Annotated in this window: 27 protein-coding genes; 13 read left to right on the forward strand and 14 right to left on the reverse strand. The window is 71.6% G+C overall.

Annotation, left to right across the window (positions count from 1 at the left end; all coding sequences use genetic code 11):
• Positions 1-29 precede the first annotated feature (29 nt).
• The 3 genes from MTR79_RS10250 to MTR79_RS10260 are packed head-to-tail and all read right to left on the reverse strand — an operon-like array spanning position 30 to position 1,704.
• The gene (locus MTR79_RS10250; RefSeq protein ID WP_244789805.1) at positions 30-683 is read right to left on the reverse strand and encodes a hypothetical protein; all 654 of its coding nucleotides are present in this window, start codon (positions 681-683) and stop codon (positions 30-32) included.
• Positions 680-877, reverse strand: a complete 198-nt coding sequence (locus MTR79_RS10255) for a DUF397 domain-containing protein (protein ID WP_048455437.1) — start codon at positions 875-877, stop codon at positions 680-682. Before MTR79_RS10255 ends, MTR79_RS10250 begins: the two co-directional genes overlap by 4 nt.
• Positions 874-1,704, reverse strand: a complete 831-nt coding sequence (locus MTR79_RS10260) for a helix-turn-helix transcriptional regulator (RefSeq protein ID WP_086703988.1) — start codon at positions 1,702-1,704, stop codon at positions 874-876. Before MTR79_RS10260 ends, MTR79_RS10255 begins: the two co-directional genes overlap by 4 nt.
• Positions 1,705-1,852: 148 nt before the next feature.
• Here MTR79_RS10260 and MTR79_RS10265 point away from each other — a divergent pair, with 148 nt between their 5' ends.
• The gene (locus MTR79_RS10265) at positions 1,853-2,308 is read left to right on the forward strand and encodes an ATP-binding protein (RefSeq protein WP_244793106.1); all 456 of its coding nucleotides are present in this window, start codon (positions 1,853-1,855) and stop codon (positions 2,306-2,308) included.
• Between the two features lie 410 nt (positions 2,309-2,718).
• Here the strand turns inward: MTR79_RS10265 and MTR79_RS10270 are convergent, their stop codons facing one another.
• Positions 2,719-3,999, reverse strand: a complete 1,281-nt coding sequence (locus MTR79_RS10270) for an MFS transporter (protein WP_348538692.1) — start codon at positions 3,997-3,999, stop codon at positions 2,719-2,721.
• Between the two features lie 60 nt (positions 4,000-4,059).
• On the opposite strand from MTR79_RS10270, the gene MTR79_RS10275 reads away from it, so the two are divergent.
• Positions 4,060-4,512: a hypothetical protein gene (locus MTR79_RS10275; RefSeq protein ID WP_244789807.1), complete on the forward strand. Its 453-nt coding sequence runs from the start codon at positions 4,060-4,062 to the stop codon at positions 4,510-4,512.
• A gap of 100 nt (positions 4,513-4,612) precedes the next feature.
• Here the strand turns inward: MTR79_RS10275 and MTR79_RS10280 are convergent, their stop codons facing one another.
• Entirely contained in the window at positions 4,613-5,545 is a 933-nt protein-coding gene (locus tag MTR79_RS10280) for an MBL fold metallo-hydrolase (RefSeq protein ID WP_244789808.1), read from the reverse strand.
• A 167-nt stretch (positions 5,546-5,712) separates the two neighbouring features.
• Between MTR79_RS10280 and MTR79_RS10285 the strand changes: the two genes are divergently transcribed.
• Together MTR79_RS10285 and MTR79_RS10290 are read left to right on the forward strand one after the other, a co-directional pair.
• Positions 5,713-6,606: a helix-turn-helix transcriptional regulator gene (locus MTR79_RS10285; RefSeq protein ID WP_244789809.1), complete on the forward strand. Its 894-nt coding sequence runs from the start codon at positions 5,713-5,715 to the stop codon at positions 6,604-6,606.
• A 144-nt stretch (positions 6,607-6,750) separates the two neighbouring features.
• Positions 6,751-7,659: a GNAT family N-acetyltransferase gene (locus MTR79_RS10290; protein ID WP_244789810.1), complete on the forward strand. Its 909-nt coding sequence runs from the start codon at positions 6,751-6,753 to the stop codon at positions 7,657-7,659.
• A gap of 115 nt (positions 7,660-7,774) precedes the next feature.
• On the opposite strand, the gene MTR79_RS10295 is transcribed toward MTR79_RS10290, so the two are convergent.
• From MTR79_RS10295 to MTR79_RS10315, 5 genes are all read right to left on the reverse strand, one after another.
• On the reverse strand, positions 7,775-8,107 hold the full coding sequence (locus MTR79_RS10295; RefSeq protein WP_189363489.1) for a barstar family protein: 333 nt from the start codon (positions 8,105-8,107) through the stop codon (positions 7,775-7,777).
• A gap of 15 nt (positions 8,108-8,122) precedes the next feature.
• On the reverse strand, positions 8,123-9,391 hold the full coding sequence (locus MTR79_RS10300; RefSeq protein ID WP_244789811.1) for a ribonuclease domain-containing protein: 1,269 nt from the start codon (positions 9,389-9,391) through the stop codon (positions 8,123-8,125).
• Positions 9,342-9,587: a hypothetical protein gene (locus tag MTR79_RS10305; protein WP_189363491.1), complete on the reverse strand. Its 246-nt coding sequence runs from the start codon at positions 9,585-9,587 to the stop codon at positions 9,342-9,344. The genes MTR79_RS10300 and MTR79_RS10305 overlap by 50 nt, the downstream gene beginning before the upstream one ends.
• A 250-nt stretch (positions 9,588-9,837) precedes the next feature.
• Positions 9,838-10,215, reverse strand: coding sequence for a hypothetical protein (locus tag MTR79_RS10310; RefSeq protein WP_086704605.1), 378 nt, complete (start codon positions 10,213-10,215; stop codon positions 9,838-9,840).
• Between the two features lie 23 nt (positions 10,216-10,238).
• Complete coding sequence (locus tag MTR79_RS10315) at positions 10,239-11,204, reverse strand: MerR family transcriptional regulator (RefSeq protein WP_244789812.1); 966 nt, start codon at positions 11,202-11,204, stop codon at positions 10,239-10,241.
• 88 nt (positions 11,205-11,292) lie between these two features.
• Here MTR79_RS10315 and MTR79_RS10320 point away from each other — a divergent pair, with 88 nt between their 5' ends.
• On the forward strand, positions 11,293-12,834 hold the full coding sequence (locus tag MTR79_RS10320; protein ID WP_244789813.1) for an alpha/beta hydrolase: 1,542 nt from the start codon (positions 11,293-11,295) through the stop codon (positions 12,832-12,834).
• Between the two features lie 219 nt (positions 12,835-13,053).
• On the opposite strand, the gene MTR79_RS10325 is transcribed toward MTR79_RS10320, so the two are convergent.
• Entirely contained in the window at positions 13,054-14,262 is a 1,209-nt protein-coding gene (locus MTR79_RS10325) for a pyridoxal phosphate-dependent aminotransferase (protein WP_244789814.1), read from the reverse strand.
• Positions 14,263-14,343: 81 nt separating this feature from the next.
• On the opposite strand from MTR79_RS10325, the gene MTR79_RS10330 reads away from it, so the two are divergent.
• The 3 genes from MTR79_RS10330 to MTR79_RS10340 all read left to right on the forward strand — a co-directional run bounded on the left by MTR79_RS10330 (position 14,344) and on the right by MTR79_RS10340 (position 16,317).
• Positions 14,344-14,970 (forward strand): winged helix-turn-helix transcriptional regulator, encoded by a 627-nt coding sequence (locus MTR79_RS10330; protein ID WP_189363495.1) that lies wholly within the window; start codon positions 14,344-14,346, stop codon positions 14,968-14,970.
• A gap of 168 nt (positions 14,971-15,138) precedes the next feature.
• Positions 15,139-15,681, forward strand: coding sequence for a hypothetical protein (locus MTR79_RS10335; RefSeq protein ID WP_189363496.1), 543 nt, complete (start codon positions 15,139-15,141; stop codon positions 15,679-15,681).
• Between the two features lie 111 nt (positions 15,682-15,792).
• Positions 15,793-16,317, forward strand: a complete 525-nt coding sequence (locus MTR79_RS10340) for a DUF3291 domain-containing protein (RefSeq protein ID WP_086704601.1) — start codon at positions 15,793-15,795, stop codon at positions 16,315-16,317.
• 63 nt (positions 16,318-16,380) lie between these two features.
• Here MTR79_RS10340 and MTR79_RS10345 read toward each other — a convergent pair whose 3' ends face one another.
• Genes MTR79_RS10345 through MTR79_RS10355 form a run of 3 tightly spaced genes read right to left on the reverse strand, consistent with a single transcriptional unit; the run spans position 16,381 to position 20,087 of the window.
• Positions 16,381-17,181, reverse strand: coding sequence for a hypothetical protein (locus tag MTR79_RS10345; protein WP_048455427.1), 801 nt, complete (start codon positions 17,179-17,181; stop codon positions 16,381-16,383).
• Positions 17,181-18,455 (reverse strand): VWA domain-containing protein, encoded by a 1,275-nt coding sequence (locus MTR79_RS10350; RefSeq protein ID WP_244789815.1) that lies wholly within the window; start codon positions 18,453-18,455, stop codon positions 17,181-17,183. The genes MTR79_RS10345 and MTR79_RS10350 overlap by 1 nt, the downstream gene beginning before the upstream one ends.
• A gap of 45 nt (positions 18,456-18,500) precedes the next feature.
• On the reverse strand, positions 18,501-20,087 hold the full coding sequence (locus MTR79_RS10355; protein WP_244789817.1) for an IucA/IucC family siderophore biosynthesis protein: 1,587 nt from the start codon (positions 20,085-20,087) through the stop codon (positions 18,501-18,503).
• Positions 20,088-20,195: 108 nt separating this feature from the next.
• On the opposite strand from MTR79_RS10355, the gene MTR79_RS10360 reads away from it, so the two are divergent.
• The 5 genes from MTR79_RS10360 to MTR79_RS10380 all read left to right on the forward strand — a co-directional run bounded on the left by MTR79_RS10360 (position 20,196) and on the right by MTR79_RS10380 (position 24,340).
• Positions 20,196-21,740 (forward strand): IucA/IucC family protein, encoded by a 1,545-nt coding sequence (locus MTR79_RS10360; protein WP_244793108.1) that lies wholly within the window; start codon positions 20,196-20,198, stop codon positions 21,738-21,740.
• A gap of 124 nt (positions 21,741-21,864) precedes the next feature.
• Positions 21,865-22,818 carry a TerC/Alx family metal homeostasis membrane protein gene (locus MTR79_RS10365; RefSeq protein WP_102638105.1) on the forward strand — a complete coding sequence of 318 codons (954 nt, stop codon included), beginning with the start codon at positions 21,865-21,867 and terminating at the stop codon, positions 22,816-22,818.
• Between the two features lie 20 nt (positions 22,819-22,838).
• A complete protein-coding gene (locus MTR79_RS10370) occupies positions 22,839-23,075 on the forward strand; it encodes a hypothetical protein (protein WP_086705258.1) in 237 nt (78 codons plus the stop codon).
• Positions 23,076-23,150: 75 nt separating this feature from the next.
• Complete coding sequence (locus MTR79_RS10375; RefSeq protein ID WP_189363499.1) at positions 23,151-24,065, forward strand: HipA family kinase; 915 nt, start codon at positions 23,151-23,153, stop codon at positions 24,063-24,065.
• Positions 24,062-24,340: a SelT/SelW/SelH family protein gene (locus tag MTR79_RS10380; RefSeq protein WP_086705256.1), complete on the forward strand. Its 279-nt coding sequence runs from the start codon at positions 24,062-24,064 to the stop codon at positions 24,338-24,340. The genes MTR79_RS10375 and MTR79_RS10380 overlap by 4 nt, the downstream gene beginning before the upstream one ends.
• Positions 24,341-24,342: the final 2 nt, after the last annotated feature.

Consider the following 24,342-nt stretch of genomic DNA (forward strand, 5'->3'; position numbering starts at 1 on the left):
CGCCCGATCCACCGATCCTGGCACGCCCCTCAGACACGGCGCGGAGAGGCCAGGACGTAACGCCTCCGCGTCCTCGGCTCCGTGTACTCCCCGGCCTGCCAGCCCGACGCCTCCAGTGTCTCCACGCAGGCCCGCAGCGTGGGGGCGTCCGGAGCGTGCACGGCGACGGCGTCCGGCTGCGGGGTCTCCCGCACCCGGTAGCCGTCCTCGCCCTCCGCCGCCCCCGCCGGCCGGTGCCCGGCCGCCTCCAGCGCGAGCGCGGCGGCCTGCACGAGGTGCGTGCGCTCCCAGGCGCAGGGGCGGTCCGTCGACGCGTCGGAGTTGGTCATGCGGCGCAGTTCGAGCATGCCCTGCCATGCGCTTCTGACCTCCCGCGTGCGGGCGGGCCCTTCGGCGGCGGGAGGTACGGGCTCCCCGCCCACGCGCGCGGTGAAGACGCCTCCGGTGGAGGCGGGCGCCTGCGGCTCGCTGGGCTCGGACGGCTCGGACGGCTCGGCCAGGGCCTCGCGCGCCCGGTGCCCGGCGGGGGTGAGGAAGTGGTCGTGCGGGGGCCGCGGATGCCGGAAGGCGAGGCCGCGCTTCACCAGCGCCGTGAGCTGGGCCTCGGTCCCCTTGAGACGCCCGGTCCCGGGATCGGCCGCCTCGATCAGCCGACGCTGAGCGGCGGTGAGCGGTCGGGTCATCGGCGTCCGGACGCGTAGGGGAGGAAGGCGGCCCATTGGGTGGGGGTGAAGGTGAGGTGGGGGCCTTCTATGTGCTTGGAGTCGCGGATGTGGATGGTGTCCGGGGTGGCGGCCACCTCCACACAGGCAGGGCCGTCGTCGGTGCTGTGGCTGCTCTTGAACCAGGTCAGCTCCGTGCGGGACTTCGCAGTCATGTCTCTCCCAGGATCTTCTCGATGAAGGCCAGTGACTCACGTGGCGGAAGGGCCTGCGCCCGGATAACTCCGTACCGCAGCTCCAGGATCTGGATCTCCCTCCTCTCCGAGATCAGACGGCTGGTCCGCTGGACCTCGTTGTGCGCCACTGTGCTGCCCTCCCTGAGCCGCAGCAGATGGAACGGCCCGCCGAGCCCGGCGTTGTCCTCACGATCCAGAGGAAGAACCTGGATCTCCACATTTCGCCTCTGCCCCACATCCAACAGCCGTTCGAGCTGTCGGCGCAGCACCATTTTGCCCCCGACCCGCCGCCTCAGCGCAGCCTCATCATGCACGAAGCTGAAGGCGGTGCAGGGCGGCGTGCCTTCGACGACGCGCTGCCGGGCCAGGCGGGCGGCGACGAGTTGGTCCACCTCCTCCTCCGAGAACGCCGGGCGCCGAGAGCCGAACACAGCCCGGAGGTACTCCTCGGTCTGTAGCAAACCGTTGACGACGGAGTTGTCGTAGGCGCAGATCTCGACCGCCTCGGCCTCCAGCTTGGCCAAGTCCCGGACCTTCTTCGGGAAGCGGGCCTTCTCCACGTCCCCCTTCAGGGCGCTGATGAGGCTGTTGGCCTCCAGGACCCGGTCGGCGGCGTCGAGGAACTCCTCCATCGGCGCCCGCCGCCCCCGTTCGACGGAGGAGACCTGCTCCTCGCTGTATCCGATCTGCGCGCCGAGGGCGGCCTGGGTCAGCCCCGCCCGCTCGCGGCACATCTTGATGACGCGGCCGACGGTCCGCAGCACCGCCGCCGACTCCTCGTCCGCCCCGTAAGGCTCCACGCTCATGTCCCCACACCTCCAGGTGCACAACTCACGCCGGGCGCCGGATGTCACGCGCCGCGACCCGGACAGGCCCGGACGGCTTCCGTACGGCGCGTGCGGGTCCGGTCGCCGGGACTGTTCACGACGGAGCCGGATGACCACGCTGAGTGACATGAACGTCGAGATCGCCCCGGTGGACGAACACACCGGCCCCGCCCGCCACTTCCGCATCCGCCTGTCGTCGACGGCGAGGGGAGCTCGGCTGGCCCGGCACCTCGCCGCGGAGCAACTGACGTCGTGGGGCTGGCCGTACGACTGCGAGGGCAACCGCACGGCGTCCCTGCTGGTGGCCGAGCTGGCCGCGAACGCCGTACGTCACGGACAGGCACGGGGCCGGGACTTCGCCCTGCGCCTGACCCTGTACGCGGAGGACGCCACGCTCCGTATCGAGGTCACGGACGCCCGCCCGGACCGCAGCCCCCCGCTCCCCGGCACGCTCACTCCGGCCGACCCCGAAACGGAGTCGGGCCGGGGCCTGCTCCTGGTCGAGTCCTTGTCCACCCACTGGGGCGCGACGGCGGGGGACCCGTACACGAAGACGGTGTGGTGCGAAGTCCCGCTGAGGTGACGGCTGTCGAGGAGCGCAGGAGGGGAAGCGGGGCATGAACGTGACAACAACCTCGACATCCCCGAGGACGAGGCGGACGACGAGGTGCAGTGCTGCGGCTTCGACGGTTTCCCGGACGAGGGCAGCTTCTTCCTGGGCGTCCGCGCGATGGAGAGGCTGTACGCGAACCGGCACTCGCCCGCGGGCTTCGACCCGCCGGACCAGCCGGACGCGCCGTTCTGGCGCAGCGAGTGGATCCCTTTCCTCTCGGACCAGGACGGCTGGACGGGCCGGTTCGTCGATGCGCGGGACGGCAGGGGACGAAGGAGGTGGAAGGTTTGGCCATGTGCTTGTGGCCCTGTAGGCCGTCGTCAAAGACGCGGACACTAAGCCGGGTTGACGAAGTCTCGTCCCTGCAGTCCAGGAAGCCGCTACGTGGCTGGGCTGTCCGTGGCCGGGGACGGAACTGCTTCTGTCGTAGGCAAGGAAACATGCCCGCTGGACAAGCGTGCCCTTCGCCATGGCAGGAGCAGCGCGCTCGCCATGCACAGCAGGCCGGCGATGAGCAGGGCGCCGCGTACGCCTGCGGCGGTGGCGATGAGGCCACCGGCGATTACGAATGCGGCCTGGCATGTCTTCGCGCCCACCGACCACGAGGTGCCGACTCGGGACATGAAGGCGTCTGGTGTGGCTGCCATGCGATAGGTGGTGAACGACGGGTTGAAGAACCCGGCGGAGAGGAGCAAGCCGAATTCGGCGGCCACGATGATGAACAGGCCGAGGGCGCCGGAGGGCGTCAGCGGCAGCAGGATCGTCCACAGCGTGCGTGCCACACCGGACACCAGCAGAATGCGACGCTGTCCGAAGCACCGGGTGAGGAGCGGAGTCAGGCGTGCGCCCAGTACACCGCCCAGGCACGGCAGTCCAAGGGCGAGTCCGTACTGCCACGGTGCCAGTCCGAGGTCATCCAGCATGAGGACGGCCATCAGCGGGGAGGCCATCATGACGGATCCGCCGAAGAGCAGCGCGTTGAAGAACAGCGCCCGTAGCCCTGGGTGGCGTAGGAGGTATTGCCAGCCGACCGCGATGTCCCGGCCAAGGTGAGCGGTGGCGGATCGTGCCGGTGGCGCGGGTTCAGGCCGCCGGATGCGACGGATGCCCACAGCCGATCCGAGGAAGGACAGCGCGTCGACCACCATCGTGGCCGCCGCGCCCAGGATCCCGATGAGAAGCCCGCCGACGGGCGGGCCGGCACTGACGCTGATCCAGTTCGTCGTCTCGGACAGGCTGTTGGCGCGAAGACGGTGCTCGGGCGGGACGAGTGCCTTCAAATGCGCACCGCTCGCCGCGTCGAACGCGACAGACGTGGCCGTCTGGAGAACGCCGATGACGCACAGCTGGGTGAAGGTGAGCCTGTCGAACGCCATGGCGACGGGAACGCTCGCCAGTAGCAGGCAGCGGGTCAGATCGGCAGTGATCATGACCGGCCGCTTGTACTGGTGCTCGATGCGCACACCGAGCGGCAGAGCGATCACCGCGCTGGCCACCGCAGACAACGCAGCGAGCACCGAGACCTGAAACGCCGAGGAATCCAGCACCAGCAGGGCGATCAGCGGCAACGCCCCCATGCCGATGGCACTGCCTGCTGCGCTGACCGCATAGGCTGCCCACAACCGTCGGAAGTCCTGTCCGAGCGTGCTCCGCCGTACCAACCGAACCTCCCGAGGTGCGAAGGCGCTCAGCGTAGTGAGTCGGACCAACGACCACTCGACTTGACCCGCACCATCAGCAGCAGCCCCCTGGTGGCCATCGGTGGCTTCCATCACGACGGGACACCCTTCGACGCCGTGGGGGTGGCGGCAGCCGAGGTGCACGGCTACCACGCCACCGAGACCCCCGAGCTGTCCGCGGTCACCTACGCCGTCTTCCCCGCCTTCACCAGTGAGATCTCGGGCAGGGAGAACGAGGAGGAGGCATGGGGCAGGTTCCGGAAGATGCTGCAGCCGAACAAGCTCGACCGTACCGAGGTGCCGTTCGTCAAGATGCGCTACCACAACACCCGCACCCGGAGCATGAGCAAGGGCGACGCCCGCGGCTTCGCCCCCTGGACACGCTGGTGCGGGAACTGGGGCTGCTCGACGGCGCTCCCGGCAGCTTCGTCGAGTGGGAGAACAGGCACGGCGCCGTCCGGCGGGCGGACAGTACGGGCACCGGCCTCACGCTGACGCACGACGCGACGCAGGAACCGGTGAACCCCGGACAACTGGAGGCCGTGGCCCGCACCAGCGTTCAGTGAGCCGCTGCGACACGGCCACTGACCGGCGGTCACGTACGGGAGAACGGCGCCCACCGGGCGAGCCCGAAACCGCTGCCCTCCCGACGGATCTCGAAGGCGCCCTGCCCCGGCAGATGGGCGGGGAACATCAGGGCGCGGTGGTCGGCCGCGTACGCGAACATCCGTGCGCGGCTGGCACGGGCGCCCTCCTCGTCCTCCTCGAAGCAGCTGTTCAGATGCGGTTCGTGGATCTGGATCGCGCCGTGCAGCAGGTCCCCGGCGAACACCGCACGCTCGCCCCCGGACTCCAGGTGGACGACCGCCGAACCCGGGGTGTGGCCGGGGGCGGGCTCGAGCCGGAGGTTGCCGTCGATGACGTAGGAGTCCTCCCAGGTCGTGACGAGCCCCGCGTCGATCACGGGCTGGACGCTGTCCTCGTACACGTTCTGGTTGCCCCGCCCGAACTGTGTGCGGTGCAGGTTGTCGGGATGCCAGTACGTCACGTCGATCGCCGGCATCAGATACGTGGCGTTGGGGAAGGTGGGCACCCAGTCGCGGCCGTCGAGGCAGGTGTTCCAGCCGACGTGGTCGTCGTGCAGGTGGGTGTTGACGACGAGGTCGACGTCCTCCGGGCGGACGCCGGCGGCGGCGAGGTTGGCCAGGTAGCCGGTGTCCAGGTACGACCAGATCGGTTGCAGGGGACGGTACTTGCCGTTGCCCGCTCCCGTGTCGATGACGACGACCCGGCCCTCACTGCGCAGCACCCACGACTGGGTGGCGACCCGGGTGAGATCGGTACGGGCGTCCCAGTGGTCCGGGTCCAGCAGCGCGGCGTGCCGTCGCCACTCCTCCGGCGTACTGCCGGGAAAGAACACGTCGGTCGTCATCGGGGAGATGTCGGAGAACTCGATCACCCGGGTGATCTCGACGTCTCCGAGACGGAGCGTGGTGACCTGGGGCGATGCTGTGCGGGCGGTGGGCATGGGTCTCCCTCGTACGGGGCCGGGGCAGGGTGGCGGACCGCTTCCACGGAGAACGGGGCGGCCGTACGACCGACTCTGCGGCCCCTCGCCCCGCGGGACCAGCCCCGCCCCTGCCTACCCCTGACAGGTGCAGGCTGCGGGACACCGCTCCCGCGCATACTGGGCGCATGGACCGCACATCACCGCTCGGCGCGTTCCTGAAGGCGCGGCGGGCGCGGCTGAGCCCCGACGACGTCGGCCTGCCCCGGTACGGGGACCGGCGGCGCGTCCCCGGGCTACGCCGGGAGGAGGTCGCGCTGCTCGCGGGCGTCAGCGCCGGGTACTACACGCGGCTCGAACAGGGCCAACAGGGCAACGCCTCACCCGAAGTCCTCGACGCGCTGGCACGGGCGTTGCACCTGTCCCCGGCCGAGCGGGACCACCTGCACGACCTGTCCCCGACGACCGGTCACCGCACCCGCCCGGCCACATCCGGCGACGACGAGAAGGTGTCCGCCGACCTGCGTACATTGCTGACCACGATGGCCGCCCACGTGCCCGCCCTGGTCGTCGGCCGCCGTAACGACGTACTGGCCTGGAACCGCACCGGCCACGCCCTCCTCGCCGCGCACCTGGACTTCGCCGCGCCCGAATCCCCGGGCACCCGGCCCAACCTGTCCCGCCTGGTCTTCCTGGACGCCCCCACCCGCGCCCTCTACCGCGACTGGCCGGCGAAGGCACGCGCGGTGGTCGGCAACCTCCGGATCCTGACCGCCCGCAACCCGGGCGACACACACCTCGCCGCGCTGATCGCCGAACTGACGGCGCTGAGCCAGGAGTTCAGGAGCATGTGGGACGCCCACACCGTCGCTCCCTGTGGCCGCGACGTGCACACGCTCTCCCACCCGGCCGTCGGCGAACTGACTGTCACCCAGCAGACGTTCGACGTCCCGAAGGAGCCGCACCAGTCCCTGGTCACCTTCACGGCGGAACCAGGCTCGCCCTCGGCGGTGGCCCTGGAAGCACTCAAATGCCGTGGACGAATCGTGGACACCCCCGTAGCGTGTGCTCCCACGCCCTGACTCGGACGGAAGGAGGCGAGTGCCGTGCGGTTCCCACCTTTCCAGCGCTCCCTTCCCCACCGTCCCGGCGTGCGCGACGAGTTCTGACCGGGAGCGCTCCGAGCGGCAGCAGGCGAACCTGCCGCACGCATCCTGGAGGATCCCATGACCGATCTGGTCATCCGTACGCTCTCCGCGAGCGACGCCCACCTGTTCGACGCGCTTCCCGACCCGCTGGGGGCCCGTGAGGCCCACCGGCGCACGCGCTTCCGCCCCGACTGGAAGCGCGTCGTCCTGCGCGACGGCGAGGTCGTGGCACGCGGGGCGTGGTGGGGCGGGCCCGACGACCCGGAGCCCGTCAACATCAACTGGTTCGACGTGGCCGAGGGCGAGGAGAAGGCCGGAGCCGAACTGCTGCGCTCCGCGCCCCGGCAGGTCGAGCTCGAGATCAACCTGCCCGGCGGCTGGCGGGACGACCCCGTCCTGCGCGCGGCCGCCGAGGCGCGCTTCACCGCCGCACGCGCCGCCGGCTACGAACTCCTGGTGGAACGCTTCCTGTACCGCTGGACCCCTGACCGGGGCCTCCCCGACCGCCCCGGCCGCCTGAACTTCCGCCCCGAACCCGACGACACCGTCTTCTTCGACGCGCTGCGCCGCATCCACTCCGCGACCCTGGACGCCCACGCGCTCAAGGCCGTCGAGGAGGGCGGCCTCGACCAGGCCGCGCAGGAGGAGCTCGACTTCTTCCACTGGTGCCCGTCCCCGCGCGAGTGGTGGCGCACCGCGCACACCCCGGACGGCGACCTGGCCGGCATCCACATCCCGGCCCACAACCCCTCGGGCCCCACCATCGGCTTCATCGGAGTGGTCCCGGAACACCGCGGTCACGGCTACGCCTACGACCTGCTCGTCGAATGTACCCGCCACCTGGTCGAACAGGGGGCGGAGCACATCAGCGCGGCGACCGACCGGGGCAACATCCCGATGGCCGCGTGCTTCGCCGAGGCGGGCTTCCCGGTCGTCAGGGAACGGGTCAACTTCCACCCGGCGACGGCGACCACCGCCGAACTCTGACGCCGTCGCGTGGACGTACCGCGCCAACCCGTCCGGGCCTTGGACCCGCCCGGATGAGCCCCGCGGTGGGTGCGGGCCCGAGGGCCGGCACCCACCGCGGAGCGATGAGCCGGCACTACTGGTAGCGGATGCGGCGAGGGACAGCGTGGTACTGGCCGTATTCGCTGAGGTAGTCGTCGAGGAGTTCACGCAGTGTGCCGGCCTCTGCCGGGAGCGACGCCGAGAAGGCGTCCCATCCGGTGAAGGTCAGCTCGTACGGCAGGTCGACGAGGCCGGTGACCGCGTCCCAGAAAGCGTTCCAGTTCCGGCCGTAGAAGTCGGGGAACTGCAGCTCCCTCTGCAGGAGTCGTTGGAGGCCCTCGGCGTCCCGTACCTCGGTCAGGTCGATGACCAGTGAGTCGGGGACCGTGGGTTCCACTTCGCTTGTTCCGTCTGTCTCGTCCGTCATCACGGCCAGGATCTTTCAGTAGGTGCCGACATAATCGACGGTCTTGTAGTGGTCGGTGGTCACGTACAGCAGGCCGTCGTCGGAGTAGAGCAGCCGCGTGCCTGGCTGCTTGGAGCGCTTCATGGTATTGGTCAGGCCGACATCGGCCTCGTACCACACACGTCCCGACTTGGTGGGCAGGCCGATGGAGGCGGGGTCGCGGAAGATGTCGCCGCCGATCTGGCCGCCCGGCACGTGGTTGCCGAGGGCCTTGCCCGGTTCCCAGCCCTTCTGGGCGGCCTGGCTCTTCGTCACGTAGTTCGAAGGGAGCTTGCCGGTCTTGCGCAGGCTGTCGATGAGAGGGTTGGCCTTCTCCGCGGTGCTCAGTACTGCGGTGAGCCGGGAGGCGTTGTACAGGCTGTCGGCGCCCTTGTACCCGGCCTTCATCGTGCGCAGGATGACGACTGCTCCCACGGCGCGGTCCAGGCCGGACAGAGGTTCACCGGTGGCGGAGTCCGTGCCGGTGATCGCCTGCCAGATGCCCTTGACGTCCCCGATGCCCGGGGTGAGGTCGAGCAGCAGGGACAGCTTGCGCTGCTGGGCCGCGTCCTGGGCGAAGGACTTTTTGCTGCCGAAGAGGGTGTCCAGGTTGGAGAAGTCGAAGTCGATCCGGCCGGGGGTGATGTGGTTCAGCTGCTCGAAGCCCTTGGCCATGTTCTTGACGGCCTTGTCGGTCTCGGCCAGGGCCTTGTTCGCCTCGCTGATCCCCTTGTTCATCTGGGCCATGCCACGGTTGGCGCGGTCGATGCCGGCGTTCGCGTGCTTGAGTCCGGCGTTGACCTCCGCCACACCCTGGTTCATCTGGTCGAGCCCGGAGTTCATTTGCGCCATGCCGGCGTTCATGGTGTCCAGGGCACTCATGATGTCCTTGTAGGTCTTGCCGACCTCCAGCTCCTTGATCAGGTACATCGTGTCCCTGAGCAGTTTGGCGGTCGACTTGGTGACCTTCACCGCCTTACGGCCGAATGCGGCGGCGGCCTTGCCCTTCTTCTCCGCCTTCGCGGCGGACTGGAGGAACTTCGTACGAAGCGCCTCGTCGGTCAACAGCAGTGACGGGTCATCCAGCGCCGCGTACGCCTTGACGGTGGCGTCGTAGGCGTACTGGGCATCGAGCTGTCCGTCGCGGGCCTCATGGATGAGGTGCAGTACCAGAAACCAGGTGACACCGCGTTCGGCTATCTGATGGACCAGGTCCTCAAGGCAGGCCGGGCGCTCGGTCAGCGGTTTGTCCAGGCATTCCTGCACCGACGCCGGCGGTCTTCTTCAGGGCGTCCCTGACACAGCCGATCTTCTTCAGAAGGTTCAGGTTCTCGCAGGAGGCGAGCGGGCTCGATGCGGCGGTGGCCGGCTGTGCGGGCGCGGCGGCGATGGTTCCGGTCAAGGCCAGGACCATTGCCAGGACGGCAGTGACGATCCGGGATACCGGCTTGTTCTGTCTCAATTGTTCCCCCGCGTCATCACGACTGCGCTCGCACCCCCGTAGGAGGTCACTCCTGGTCAGGGAGTGAGAGGCAGGCCGGAGACGCCGTTTGATGAAAAATGTGCACGCGTATGTTACTGGACAGTAGGGCAGTTGTCGCCAAGGGGGCCCTCTGCGTCGAGACCGTGCAACAGGGTCCGGCCGCCGAAGTAGCGCCCAAGGCCAGGACGTCCGCTCGATGCACCCCTTGAATGGGGACGACAACAGCTTCTCAGCGATCGACAACCCGGCGTGTGTCCTGCGGCCAAGACCCCGTCCTTACGATCCGCTGTACGAGCCTGAAGGCCTCGTGCACGGGGACGGTGTCCGCGTCCGGGTACGCGTCGTGCTGCCCGTTGGAGAGGACGTATCCGTCACTCGATCCCTCGGCCCCAGGGTCCACGGCATGCTCGCCCGGACCGCCCTCTTCTTCGAACAGCATCACCATGGCCCGCTCGTTGTTCGTCACGAAGGCCAGCGATCGTCCGGACGAGCTGGTCATCCACGTCTCGAGATGCCCGCTGTTGATCCTCGACCGAAGTCCCCGCACCACCGTCGCGGACGACACAGGCACAAGGCTGCTGCCATCGATCACCCACGTCTCGGTCACGCGGACGACCATCTCACGCACGGTCACACGGCCGTCGTCGGCGGCGTCCCCGTCTGTGCGGCCAGGGCGGCGAGGAGCCAGTCGTGGGCGGTGCCGGGTGTCGGTTCGGGCCGTCGGCCCGGCTCGGTGACGACCTCGGCCACCAGCTCCCAGTAGCGGTCGATCCGCGCGTCGGTCGCGAGCTGCCCGGCCAGCCCGCGACGGAACTGCTCGCCGTCCCGGACGCCGTACGCGCTGGTGTACGCGTCGACGAAGCAGTCCAGCGCCTCACCGGGCCGCGGCTCCCGGCCCCTCCGCAGCTGGACACCCGCCAGCTCGTACGCCTCCGCCAGCCCCGCGTACAGCACGGCCGCCCCCTGGGCGCCGACGGCCCGGTGCGCCTCCGGCTGGGGCTGTGCGGCGATCGGACACGGGCCGAGAGTGAGCGCGTTGAGCCGGGCGAAGGCGAGGACCTGGGCCGGAGCGGGGTCGTGCGGCGGCTGCGGCACCGCGACGTCCAGGAACGCGTCGACCGACCGCCGGGGCATCCGTGGCGGAAGCCAGCCGCGCCAGAAGCGGACCAGCGGGGCCGTGCTGGGCGGGACGGACAGGCCCCCGATCAGCTGGAGCCGGTCGGCTCTCTCCCCGGGCGTGGACTCCTGCACCAGACGGAGTGCCGCCTCCCTCCACCGCAACGACCGTATCTCGGTGCCGAGTTCACGCAGACGCTCCGCGACCGCGCCTTCCAGTGCCTGTCCCATGCCGTCGGTCGCGTCCTCCTCGTCGAGGACGCGCCGCACCTCGGGCACCGAGAGGCCGAGTGTGCGCAGGGAGCGGATCAGGCGGAGCCTGTCGAGCGCGTCGGAGCCGTAGCGCCGGTGTCCGCCCGCGCTGCGGGAGGCCTCGGGCAGCAGCCCGCCGTCGGAGTAGAAGCGGACGGTCTTGACGGTGACACCGGCCCGCGCGGCCAGCTCCCCGATGCCCCACAGATCGTCGTACCTCGTGCGCACGCTTGAACCTCCCTCAAGGGGAGTTCCTACGGTACCGGCGAGCGGGACCGGTGACCGGACCGGACCGTCGAGTCCGAAGGGGAGGGCCATGACCATCTTCGTCCTGGTGCCGGGCATGTTCACCGGCGCGCATGTCTGGCAGGAGACCGCCGACCGGCTGACGGCGGCCGGCGCCGTGGCGCATCCCGTGCGGCTGACCGGGCTTGACGCCGCGCTCCGCCCGGCGGGCGGTGACATCGACCTGGAGACCCACATCGCGGATGTCGTCGAGGTGATCGACTCCCTCGGCCGGACCGGCCGGAAGCTCGTGCTGGTCGGCCACGACTACGGCATCCATCCCGCGCTGGGCGCGGCCGACCGCAGGGCGGGACGCGTCGACCGGATCGTGTACCTGGACTCGGGCATGCCGGGGAACGGCGTTCCCGCCGTGGCCGCGGTGCCCGACCGGTCCCTGCGCGATCGGACGGCCGCAACGGATGGCGAGGCGCTCCCGCCTCCGGCCACCCCCGAGGACTGGCGCCGGTGGGGCAGCACCGAGGGCGTGCCCGGCCCGGCGCTTGACCGGCTCACGGCCATGGCCGCTCCGCAGCCGATGGGGACCCTGCTCCAGCCGCTCAGGCTGACCGGAGCGGTGGACCCGGTGCCCGCCACCGGCATCCTGTGCACCGGCAACGGGGCGAGCATCGAGATGGTCCAGATGATGGTGGACCGGGGCGACCCGACGCTGCGGGAACTGGCCGATGCGCGGGTCGCCTTCTTCGAACTGCCCACCGGGCACTGGCCGATGCTCTCCGTGCCCGCCGAACTGGCGGACGTCCTGCTGCGTGCCGCGGCCGGCGAGGGGCACCGCCTGACACCCGCCGACGCGTCGGAACCGCCCGCACACCTGCGTCCCTTCCCGCTGGAGGTCCCCGAGGCCCCGCGGGAGCGGCACGGGAACGTCGACCTGTACCTGCCGCCCGGCGCCGAAGCGCCGCGCCCCGCGGTGCTGTTCGTGCACGGCGGTCCCGTCCCCGCCGACGCCCGCCCCACACCGAGGGACTGGCCGACCCTGAGGGGCTACGCACACTGCGCCGCGGCGGGCGGCGCGGTGGCCGCCGTCGTCGACCACCGTCTGCACACCCTGGACGACTACGAGCGCGCGGCCGCCGATGTCGCCGCCGCCATGGAACAGGTGCGGGCCGATCCCCGCGTGGACGCGGACCGGGCGGCGCTGTGGTTCTTCTCCGGCGGCGGTCCGATCGCGGCCCCCTGGCTGGACGCGCCCCCGCCCTGGCTGCGCTGCCTGGCCGCCACCTATGCGGTCCTCGGGCCGCTGCCCGGCTGGGGACTGACCGACAGCCGCTTCGACCCGGCGCGCGCGGTGGCGCACGCCGGCGGCCTGCCCGTCGTCCTCACCCGCGTCGGACTGGAGACGCCCGCGATCGCCGCCACCGTCGAGGGATTCCTCGCCTCGGCGAAGGAGTGCGGGGCGGACGTGGAGGTCGTCGACGTACCGCGCGGTCACCACGCCTTCGAGACCGTCGACCCCACGGACGAGTCCCGCGACGCGGTACGCCGTGCGATCCGGGCGGTACTGGACCGCCTGGGCGTGCCTGACACCCACCAGGGCTTCCCGCCCGCGGGGTGACGCGGGGGCGCGTCGGAGCGACACGGCGCGCCGGAGTGGGAGAGCAGGCCCTCCGGAGGGCCTGAGGCGTGTACGACTCGTACCGCCCGGAGGGCCTCGTCCCCCACCCGTAAGGAACCCCTGTGCACGACCTCGCCGACTCCGTCGAGTCGAGGGCATCTCGAGCGACCAGCGCGCGGTCGGCGCGGGTGGCCGACAGACCGGGCCGTGTGCCGTCGTCTACTGCCGGTACCCGCTCAGGAAGCGGCCGATGCGGCCGATCGCCGCCTCCAGGTCCTCCGCGTGGGGGAGGGTGAGGATGCGGAAGTGGTCGGGGGAGGGCCAGTTGAAGCCGGTGCCCTGGACCACCTGGATCTTCTCCCGGAGCAGCAGGTCCAGGACGAACTTCTCGTCGTCGTGGATCTTGTGCACCTTCGGGTCGAGACGCGGGAAGGCGTACAGCGCGCCCTTCGGCTTCACGCAGCTCACGCCCGGGATCTCGTTCAGCTTCTCCCAGGCCGTGTCGCGCTGTTCGCGCAGCCTGCCGCCCGGGGCGGTGAGGTCCCGGATGGACTGCCGGCCGCCCAGCGCGGCCTGAATGGCGTACTGCGCGGGCGCGTTGGCGCACAGGCGCATCGACGCCAGCATGGTCAGGCCCTCGAGGTAGTCCTTCGCGTGCTGCTTCGGTCCGGTGACCACCAGCCAGCCCGAGCGGAAGCCCGCCACGCGGTACGTCTTGGACAGGCCGCAGAAGGTCAGCACGACGAGGTCGGGGGCGAGCGCGGCGGCCGAGTGGTGCACGGCGTCGTCGTACAGGATCTGGTCGTAGATCTCGTCCGCGAGGACCATCAGTCCGTGGCGGCGGGCCAGGTCGAGGATGCCCTCGACGACCTCCTTCGGATACACCGCGCCCGTCGGGTTGTTGGGGTTGATGATGACGACGGCCTTGGTGCGGTCGGTGATCTTCGCGGCCATGTCGTCGAGGTCCGGGTACCAGTCGGCCTGCTCGTCGCACAGGTAGTGCACCGCCTTGCCGCCGGACAGGGTGGTCACCGCCGTCCACAGCGGGAAGTCCGGGGCCGGGATGAGGATTTCGTCGCCGTCCTCCAGCAGGGCCTGCACCGCCATGGACACCAGCTCGGAGACGCCGTTGCCGAGGAAGACGTCGTCCACGTCGACCTCCAGGCCGAGCGTCTGGTAGCGCTGGGCGACCGCGCGGCGGGCGGAGAGGATGCCGCGTGAGTCGGTGTAGCCGTGCGCCTGGGGGAGCATGCGGATCATGTCCTGGAGGATCTCCTCCGGCGCCTCGAAACCGAACAGGGCCGGGTTGCCGGTGTTCAGGCACAGCACGCTGTGCCCCGCCTCCTCCAGCGCGTTGGCGTGCTCGATCACCGGGCCGCGGATCTCGTAACAGACCTCGCTGAGCTTGCTCGACTGCCGGAACTCCATGCGCCCCTCCGGTTTCTGGTGTTACTTGGTTTTACCAAGTGGGTGCTTGGAAAGTCCAACGACATGTCTAGACTGCGAGGCATGCCACCTCGCCGAAGCTACGACCAGTACTGCTCCGCCGCCCGCGCGCTCGACGTCGTCGGCGACCGCTGGACCCTGCTGATCGTCCGGGAGCTGCTGGCCGGGCCGCGCCGCTACACCGACCTGCACGCGGACCTGCCGGGCGTCAGCACGGACGTACTGGCCTCACGGCTGAAGGACATGGAACGCGACGGCCTCACCACCCGCCGCCGCCTTCCGCCTCCCGGCGCGGTCTACGTCTACGAACTCACCGCGCGCGGACGTGAGTTGCTGCCCGTCCTCCAGGCGCTCGGGACGTGGGGCCGGCCGGAGCTCGGCGCACGCCGGCCGACCGACGCGGTCCGCGCCCACTGGTTCGCCCTGCCGCTGCTGCGTGAACTGGAGGGCGACGGACTCGTCGAAGTACGCCTGGACGAGGGCTGCTTCCACGTCCACGCGGGCGCGGCCGACAGCCCCGTCTACGGCGACGGCCCGGCCCCTCGCGACCCGGACGCGGTCCTCACCCTCGACACCCCGGCGTGCATCGCCCTCAGCCGAGGCGATCTGTCCCTGCCGGAGGCGATCCGGGACGGCCGCGTCGAGATCACTGGCGACAGCCCGCTCGCCAAGCAGCTCAGGGAGGCGTGAGAAGGCGCTGCGGCGCCCGCCCTCACGCCTCGACGAACCGAGCCGCGAGCGCCGGACGGCGGCCCCCTCTGCCTCCGCCGGCCGGCTTACGTTCGGCACCCACCGCACGTGATCTCTGCCGGAACACGGCAATGATCAGGTGGCGGGGGCTGTGGCAGCCTCCCGGACATGGGGTGGAGCTTCAAGGTGCACGGGGGAATCGCGCTCGCGATGAGCGCCACGGCGTTGTTGTTGGCCTTGCTTTCGTGGGTGCCGGGGATGACGTTGTCGCTCACCGACGTGGACTGGCTGGCAGTCGTGGTGCTCATGCTGCCCGTTGTTCTGGCCGCAGGGGTGCGCGTGCTGCTGACCGGGTCCGACAAGAAGACGCTGTGGCGGGCCTTCTGGTGTCTGCCGGGCCGATTGCAGGCGACGCTGGGCGTGCTGTTCATATCGGGCTTCGCGCTGTTCTTCATGGGCATGTCCAACGACACCAGGCAACAGACAGAAATGATCAAAGACGGTCGCTACTACGTCTTCGACATGACCACTTCAAAGCGGGCCCTGGTGGAGGTGCCACGCAGTCAGTACGAGAAGGTCGCCAGGGAGGACCAGCGGCCGATGTTCGCCGGCTTCACATGGCTGTGCGCCGTCAGCGCCTTCGGTGTCTTCACCGCCGGTGAACTGCGCCGAGCCGATGCCCGGTCCGGATCGGTGGACGCGGCCACATAGAGGGGCGCACCGCAACTTCGACAGATCCCGTCGATGGGGCTACCTTCACCCGGCCCTGGGCGAGTCCGCGCCCAGGTGCACCCCTTCGAAGCCCCCCGCTAAGGGAGACGCATGCCCCGCCTCGCGCTCTACACCTTCGGCGTCCTCAAGTCCCCCCTCTCCGACCCCGGTCCCATCACCCGCGAGTTCTACGACATCGGTGAGGCCGTCTACCGGAGGATCAGCGCGCACCCCGGTTACCTCGGCCGGGCCGAACCGGAGGGCGGTGAGCACGGCGTGCTCTTCGGGGCGGACTGGGGTGCGTGGGGCGAGTTCGCCGTACCGGCGTGGTACGCCAAGGGCCGTACCCCCGACACCACCGCCCTGGCCGCGACCCTCTCCCTCTGGACCGACCTGCGCTCCGCCCGCGACGCCGTCCACACCGGGCTCCACCGCGAGGCGCTGACCAGGCGCCACGACTGGTTCGAGAGGTCGCGGCACCCGACGCACGTGCTCTGGTGGGTTCCCGAGGACGCGACCCCCACCTGGCGGGAGGGCGTCGGCAAGCTGGAGCGCCTGCACCACCATGGCCCCGCACCCCAGCGCTTCACCTTCCCTCAGCCGTTCACTCCGGAGGGCGCCCCGACCTGCGGCTGAGGGCCCGGACAGCCGGAAGGCCCGCACACGGCGGGCCTTCCGAACCGAAACGCGAAACGAGGCTCACGCCCCCGGCGGGACGTGCCGCGGGCGACCCGGTCCCCGCGTCAGGCGGTAGCCGCACACACCCGCCAGGGCCGCCAGCGCGCCGCCGATCGCCGTCCAGATCCAGCGGTCCGACCACCAGCCCGACGTCCAGCCGTCCTCCGGTTCGAGGTCGGCCAGGACGGCGGAGGGAGAGTCGTCCGACTCCTCCTGCGGACGGGAGGCGACACCCGGCACCAACGGCTCGGACAGCGAGCCGTCGACCGCCGTCGCGCCACCCATGTCCTTGGATTCGACGCGCAGCTCGGCGTCGACCGGCTTGCCCAGGTCGTCCGCCGACAGCTTCAGAGCCGTCAGGCGCACGTAGTACGTGCCGGGCAGCGGGTCGTTGGCCCACGGCTCCGACCAGGCGCGGACCGTGCGCAGCACGCACGCCAGTTCCACGCTCGCCGCGCCCGCCCCGGCGGTGCGGGTCTGCGCGCCGTACTGGCAGGCCTGCCGGCGGCGCAGCCCGTCGTACACGTCGACCTGCCACGTCTGGGCGGCGTGGCTCTCCGGCAGCTTCACCGTCGCGCGAACGGTGGGCCGCTGTCCGGCGTCCGCGGGGAACGACCAGTACAGATAGTCACCCGTGGAGGCCCGCGCCGTGGCGGTCTGCCCCTGCTCGACCTCCGTCGCGGTGCGGAACGACGTCCCCGCGCGGGTGGGCCCGCCGCCGTCGCCGGAAGCCTCCGGGGACGGGGAGGAATCCGCCGCGGCGGGCGCGGCGGCCAGGCCCAGCGTCAGCAGGGCGGCACTCAGTACTCGTACGGCGCGCATCAGTTGGTCCTCCAGACAGCGACCCGCCAGCGGGACAGCCAGCCCCAGACGAGACCGGCGAGGAAGCCGGTCACGACCAGCGCGCCGAGCAGCCACCAGCCCCGGCCGAGGCCGAAGGAGGCGACGTCGGACGCGTCGTCCGGGCCGTCGACGACGTCGACCGTCAGCTCCAGCGGCAGGCCGGGCGTGGTCTTCACCCCGGCGTCCGCCGAGAAGGAGGTGGTCACGCCGAGGCACACCGTCTCCGCCGCGGGCTTGCCGCTGTCGTCGTCGTCCAGCTCCGGCTTGGGGTGGCGCAGGCCCGTGGACACCACGTCCGTACGGCCGTTGCCCGTGGCCTCGCCGCGCACGATCTCCCGGCCGTGCACGGTGACCGCGCGCATCAGCACACCGTGGTCGGGGCGTACGGCGCGGTCCGCGGCGATGCTCACCGAGGCGCGCAGCTCCTGCCCGGCGAGCAGCTCCACGCGGTACCAGCGCTGCTGGCCGAACTCCTGGCGGTCGGTGTAGAGACCGGACCGCAGCTCGGGCGCCCGCTCGCACGCGTCGGCGCCTTCGACGGCCACCGGGGTCACCACCGGCTCGGCCGCGCGGTCGACCAACTCGTTCACACGGTCGGTGAGTTCGTGCTGGTGCTCGATGGAGGTGTACGTTCCGCCCGTCGCCTCGGCGATGCAGCTGAGCTGCCGGCTCAGCTTGGCGTTCGGCACCAGTCCCAGCGTGTCGATGGTCAGGCCGATGCCCTTGGCCGCGATCTCGCGGGCCACCTCGCACGGGTCGAGCGGGGCGCAGGTGTCCTCGCCGTCGCTGATCAGCACGATCCGCTTGGAGCCGTCGCCGCCGTCGAGGTCGTCGGCCGCCTGGAGCAGCGCCGGGCCGATCGGGGTCCAGCCGGTCGGGACGAGGGTCGCCACCGCCGTCTTCGCCTCGGTGCGATCCAGCGGGCCGACCGGGTAGAGCTGCGCGGTGTCCTTGCAGCCCTCCTTGCGGTCGTCGCCGGGGTAGTCGGCGCCGAGGGTGCGGATGCCGAGCTGCACCTCCTCCGGCGTCGCGTCCAGCACCTCGTTGAACGCCTGCTTCGCCGCCGCCATCCGGGACTGGCCGTCGATGTCCTTGGCGCGCATCGAGCCGCTCACGTCGAGGACGAGGTCGACCTTGGGCGCGCTCTCGCCCGTGGGTTCACCGGCGGCCGCCCCGGCGGGGAAGGCGATCCCAGCCGTCAGGGCGGCGAGCAGGGCTATGGCGCCCACCACCGGCCGTGTTCTTCTGATCATCGGCGGATCCTATTGATCAGGAACGCCGCACATCAAAACGGCCCGTCATCCGGACCCGGAACGAAGGGGATTGGGAAGTTCCGCCCACTGGTCCCCCGCCGTGCCCGGTGACAGCCGCATCAGTGTCAGCGCCTTCGCCGGCAGCGGTCCGCCGAGCAGCGCCGAGAGGTCGTCGGTGCGCGGCAGATCCGGTACGGCCGTCTCCAGCGCCGCCCGCAGGGCCGAGCCCGACCCCGCCGTCCCGGCCAGCGCTCCCGCCACCAGCGAGCCGAACAGCTTGCGGCGCAGCGCCAGGGCGTCGTCCGTGACCATGCGGTCCGGCAGGTCCGGCACCGGGATGCCGTGCCGGGCCAGGCGCGCCGGCGAGACGCGCAGATCGGCCAGGTCCCGGTAGACCAGCCGTACCGGCTCACCGTCCGGCGACAGCACCACGAGCAGGTTCTGTCCGTGTGCCTCCAGCGCCACCCCCAGGTCCAGCAGCCGCAGCCCGACGGTGAGCGCGAGCCGGGCGAGACGGGCCAGCCGCGCGGGGGAGCGGGGCAGGTCCGTGGCCGCCAGCGCCGCCACCGGAACCACCCGTTCCCCGGGGCCCGCGTACTTCTCCGGAGACTCCCGCAGCAGCGCCGTGAGGTCGGGCGAACCGGCCGCCACCGCGGCCGGCGTGCGGGTGATCCGCAGCAGCCCGTCCGTGCGCTCCGCCACCGCCTGCCCGAAGTCCGACAGGACCGCCGACGCGGCGACCGACCCCAGGGAGATGTCCCGCACGGAGGACGTCAGCCGGGCGCTCACCGCCGTCTTGACGTGCGGCCCGTCCGGCAGCGCGAGGGTGCGCAGCGCCATCAGCGGATGCGCCGCGAGCGCCCCCTCACTCCTGACCGAGGCCGCCCCCTGACGGCTGGCCGAGGCCGTCCCCTCACCCCTGCCCGAAGCCCTCGGCTCACCCGCCCGCTTCAGCACATGCGCCGCCTGCCACGGATGCACCGGCACCAGCACCCGGTCCCCGTCCCGCAGCCGGTCGGGCCACGCCCCCGACACCAGACACTCCCGGGCCGGCACCGGAATCAGCTCCAGCTCCACCACCGGCCGGTGCTCGGGGCCGTACGCGAGCTGTTCGGCCACCGAGAAGCCGGGTCGGGAACGGCAGTTCGGATGGAAAGGGTGCCCGTCGACCACCCGCTGCTCCCACTCCCAGTCCCGCACCGGCGCCGCGTCCCCAGACCCCCCGAAGTCCCGCTGCCCCGCCCGCGACAGCGCCAACGAGGCCGTGCTGTGCCCTAGTTCGGCGGCGAACGAGCCCGAGTGCGGGACCGCCAGGTCCGCCATCAGCCGCGCCGGATCGTCGTACTCCGTCCCGTCCAGCCGTACGGCGGTCACGCCGGCGTCCGTCGCGTACGGGTCCGGGACCGGACCCTCCAGCCGCCGCCCGTCCGCCAGCCGCAGCACCACCCCCGACCGGGTGTCCTCCCGTCCGGTGATCCACGGCAGCGGATCGTGGGTCAGCCCCCGCAACAGCCGGGTCAGCACCGCCGCCCGCGCGCCGGGCAGCGCCCGCGTGTACGCGGGAAGGAGAGCGGGCCGTACGACGGCCAGCTCCTCGGCGATCTCGGCCTCGGCGGTGGGGGGACGCGGCACGGGCGGACTCCTCGGATCGGCGGAAAGGTGGGACGTAGGGAGGGACGATGCCAGACATACTGATCGTCTCCGCCGGACAGACGTAGGGAACCAGAACGCGTGGACCTCATGCCCCCGCCCGCAGACGACGACGCGGCGAGCCGTGCGGACCTGGCAGGGCGCGCCGACGCCCACGCGGCCGTGCCGCTGCTGAACTGCCTGCTGCGCGAAGTGGCCGAGCCCCTGCCCGGGCCCGCCCGCCCGGACGGCCCGCGCACCTACCGCCTGCCCCACAGCCGGCGGCTGCTGCGCGTGCGCGGCGCCCGGCGCCCCACCGCGCCCGAGGTGCACACCGCCGGTTCCTGGCGCCGTCTCACCCACGCGGAACTGGTCAAACTCGTCGCCGAGGAGCTCCGCCGGCACACCGGCCGCTCCAACCACGAACTGCCCGCCGAGATGCTCGACAGCCGTGACGCCGTCGCCGCGCTGCTCGCCGCCCGCGACCGGGCCCACCCGCCCGACGGCCTCTACCCGCGCTCCGAGCAGTCCCTGCTCACCGGCCACACCCACCACCCCGCGCCCAAGGCCCGCGGCGGCGGCCCCGCGGCCGGCTGGCTGCCGTACGCACCCGAGGCGTACGCCCGCTTCCCGCTGGCCCTGCTGGGCGTGCGCGAGGACACCCTGGTGGACGAGGGCGACACCGCCGCCCTGGACCGTCTCGGCGCCGCCCCGCCCGGCTACCGGCTGCTGCCCGCCCACCCCTGGCAGCTCGACCTCGCCGCCGACGACCTCGCCCCCGCCTTCGCCGACGGCCGCCTGCTCCGGCTCGGCGAGACGCCCTGGCCGGTGTGGCCCACGGCCGCCGTCCGCACCGTCCACGCGCCCGCCGAGGACCTCTTCCTCAAGTTCAGCCTCGACGTGCGCATCACCAACGACATCCGCCGCCTGTGGCGGCACGACCTGGCACGCCTGCGCGTCACCGACACCGCCGTACGGGACGCCTTCGCGGACGGCCCGGCGGGCGGGGCCTGGCTGAGCGACCGGGGGCACCGCACCGCGGACTTCGCCTTCGAGCAGCTCGCCGTGGTCGTCCGTGACGGGTTCCGCGGGCGGCTGGTCCCGGGCGCCACCCCCTGCCTGGCCGCCGCCCTGGTGGAGGGTTTCGCCGGTGACCCGCTCGCGGCCACCGACCGTCCCGCCGCCTGGTGGGAGGCGTACCTGGCCCGGGTGGTGCCCCCGGCGCTCGCCGCCTTCCACCGGCACGGCGTCGTCCTGGAGGCGCACCTGCAGAACACGCTGATCGCCGTCGACGCCGACGGCATGCCGGTGCAGGCCCTCTACCGCGACGCGGAGGGCGTGAAGCTGCTCGCGTCCCCGCACCGCCCCGGCGGCCCGCCCACGGTGACGCGGGAGGCCGGGTGGGAGCGGCTGGTGTACTGCCTGGTCGTCAACCACCTCATGGAGATCGCCGCCGCCCTCGCCGACCACCACCCCGGCCTCGACCCCTGGCCCGCGGTCCGCCGCGAACTGGCCCGCCACGACCTCCCCGAGATCCCCGCTCTCCTGACCGCGCCCACCCTGCCCGCCAAGACCAACCTCCTCCTGCGCTGGACCGCGGCCGACGGCGCCGACGCCCGCTACCGGCCGCTGCCCAACCCGCTGTCCGGTCACTGAGCGTGCCCCGCGTGGAACGCGACGAGAGGCGACCGCCGCCCCGATGCCCCAGACTCGGGAGAAGGGCCGCAGGGAAGGCCCCCGGGGGGACCGCCCCCCGACCGCGCCCGGAGGAGGCCGGCCTGTGCATGACGTGCCGTTCTGGCTGTGGATCGTGTTCGTCGTCATCGTCGTCGTGTCCCTCGCGATCGACCTGTTCGCACACCGCTCGGCCCATGTCATCGACTTCCGTGAGGCGGCGGCGTGGAGCGCCGGGTGGATCGGCCTGGCCATCGTCTTCGGCGGTGTGGTCTTCCTCGTCGTCGGCACCGACGCGGGCGTGGAATACACCACCGCGTGGCTGCTGGAGAAGAGCCTGTCCGTCGACAACCTCTTCGTCTTCGCCCTGATCTTCAGCTACTTCCAGGTGCCGCGCGCCTACCAGCACCGCGTGCTGTTCCTCGGCGTCCTGGGCGCGCTGGTCTTCCGCGGTCTGTTCCTCGCGGCAGGCGTGGCGGTGGTCAGCAGGTTCACCGCCGTGCTGTACGTCTTCGCCGCGATCCTCTTCTGGAGCACGTACAAGATCCTCAAGGGGGAGGAGGAGAGCTTCGACCCCGGCAAGAGCATCGCGGTCCGGCTGCTGCGCAAGGTCGTCCCCGTCCGGGACGAGTACGCGGGTCCTCACTTCTTCGTCAAGGAGGCGGGCAAACGGGTGGCGACCCCGCTGCTCGCGGTCGTCGCCGCCATCGAGGCCGCCGACCTCGTCTTCGCCGTCGACAGCGTGCCCGCGGTGCTCGCCGTCAGCAGCGACGTGTTCATCGTCTACACCAGTAACGCCTTCGCCATCCTCGGCCTGCGCGCCCTGTACTTCATGCTGGCCGGACTGCTCGACCGCTTCCACTACCTGAGCGTCGGCCTCGCGCTGATCCTCGGCTTCATCGGCGTGAAGCTGGTCCTCCAGGCGACCCACGAGACGGTCAGCACCGCCGTCCCGGAGATCCCGTCCCTGGTCAGCCTGGCCGTCATCGTCGTCGTCCTGGCCGTGTCGATCACGGTGAGCGTGCTGCGGCCGCCCGCCGAGCAGGATGAAAACACGTAAAGCGGGAGTAAAGTGGAGGCATGAGCAGCGACCGCAGGCGCGACGGGAGCCGGTCCACCGAACTGCTGTGCGGCTCGTGCGGACAGCCGGTCGACACCGTCGTCACCCGACACAAGACCATGGGCATCAACGTCCCCCGCTGGCGGGCCGGCCCCTGCCACAACCCCGACTGCCCCGACTACGTCCCCGAGATGGTGCCGGCGGACACCCTCCGCCGGGCGGAGGAGCGCGAGAAGGAGACCGGGCCACCTGCCTGACCGGCCCGGCGTCGCCCCACCCCGCGCGGTTAGGATTCCTGTCCGACGTCGTACGAGGATGGGGTGGCCCGGAGCATGCTGAAGCAGGTCACCGCCACCCGTTACGTCGAGCCCCTGCACTCCGGGGGCTCCGTGCCGGGCGTCGTCGAGGCGGACGATCTGGGCACCTACGTCGTCAAGTTCACCGGCTCCGCGCAGGGCCGCAAGGCACTGGTCGCCGAGGTGATCGTCGGCGAGCTGGCGCGGGCGCTCGGGCTGCGCTTCCCGGAGCTGGTGCTGGTGCACTTCGACCCGGCGATCGCCGACGCTGAACCCCACCAGGAGGTGCGCGACCTGCACGCCGCCAGCGCCGGGGTCAACCTCGGCATGGACCACCTGCCGGGAGCGCGCGACTTCACCCCCGAGGCCGCCGAGACGTTCGCCGTCGATCCGCTGGAGGCCGGTCGGATCGTGTGGCTCGACGCACTCACCGCGAACGTCGACCGCACCGTGCACAGCTCCAACCTGCTGCTGTGGCCGACGCTCGGCGTCGCCCCGCCCCGGCTGTGGCTGATCGACCACGGCGCCGCGCTCGTCTTCCACCACCGCTGGGACGCCGGTGACCCGGCGAAGGCGTACGACTTCCGCCACCACGCCCTCGGCCGGTACGGGCCCGACGTGCGCGCCGCCGACGCGGAACTGGCGCCCCGGGTGACGGAGGAACTGCTGCGGTCGATCGTGCACCAGGTGCCCGACCCCTGGCTGGACGGCGAGCCGGGGTTCGCCTCGCCCGAGGCGGTCCGCGCGGCGTACGTGGAACACCTGCACGCGCGGGCACGGGCGTCCGGCGCGTGGCTGCCCCTCGACTTCCCCACGGCGGAGGAGATCGCCGCGGAGAACGCCCTCCGGGCGGCACGGACGCAACAGGGCCGCCCGGCCTGGCTCAAGCAGGTGCCCGACCTGCACGGCCGGCCGGCGGTGGAACAGGACGGGACGGTGCACCTGCGATGACGGCCGACGCGCGGCGCGTGGAGATCGAGTACTGCACCCGGTGCCGCTGGCTGCCCCGGGCGGCCTGGCTGGCGCAGGAGCTGCTGACCACCTTCGAGCAGGAACTGACCGAGCTGGCGCTCAGGCCCGGCACCGGCGGCGTGTTCGTGGTCAGGGTCGGGGGCGAGGTCGTCTGGGACCGGCGCGAGCAGGGCTTCCCGGAGCCGACGGCGGTCAAGCAGGCCGTACGCGACCGAGTGGCCCCGGGGAAACCCCTGGGCCACTCGGAGAGGTGAAC

Source organism: Streptomyces sp. BJ20 (assembly GCF_022869105.1).
Lineage (GTDB): Bacteria > Actinomycetota > Actinomycetes > Streptomycetales > Streptomycetaceae > Streptomyces > Streptomyces griseoincarnatus.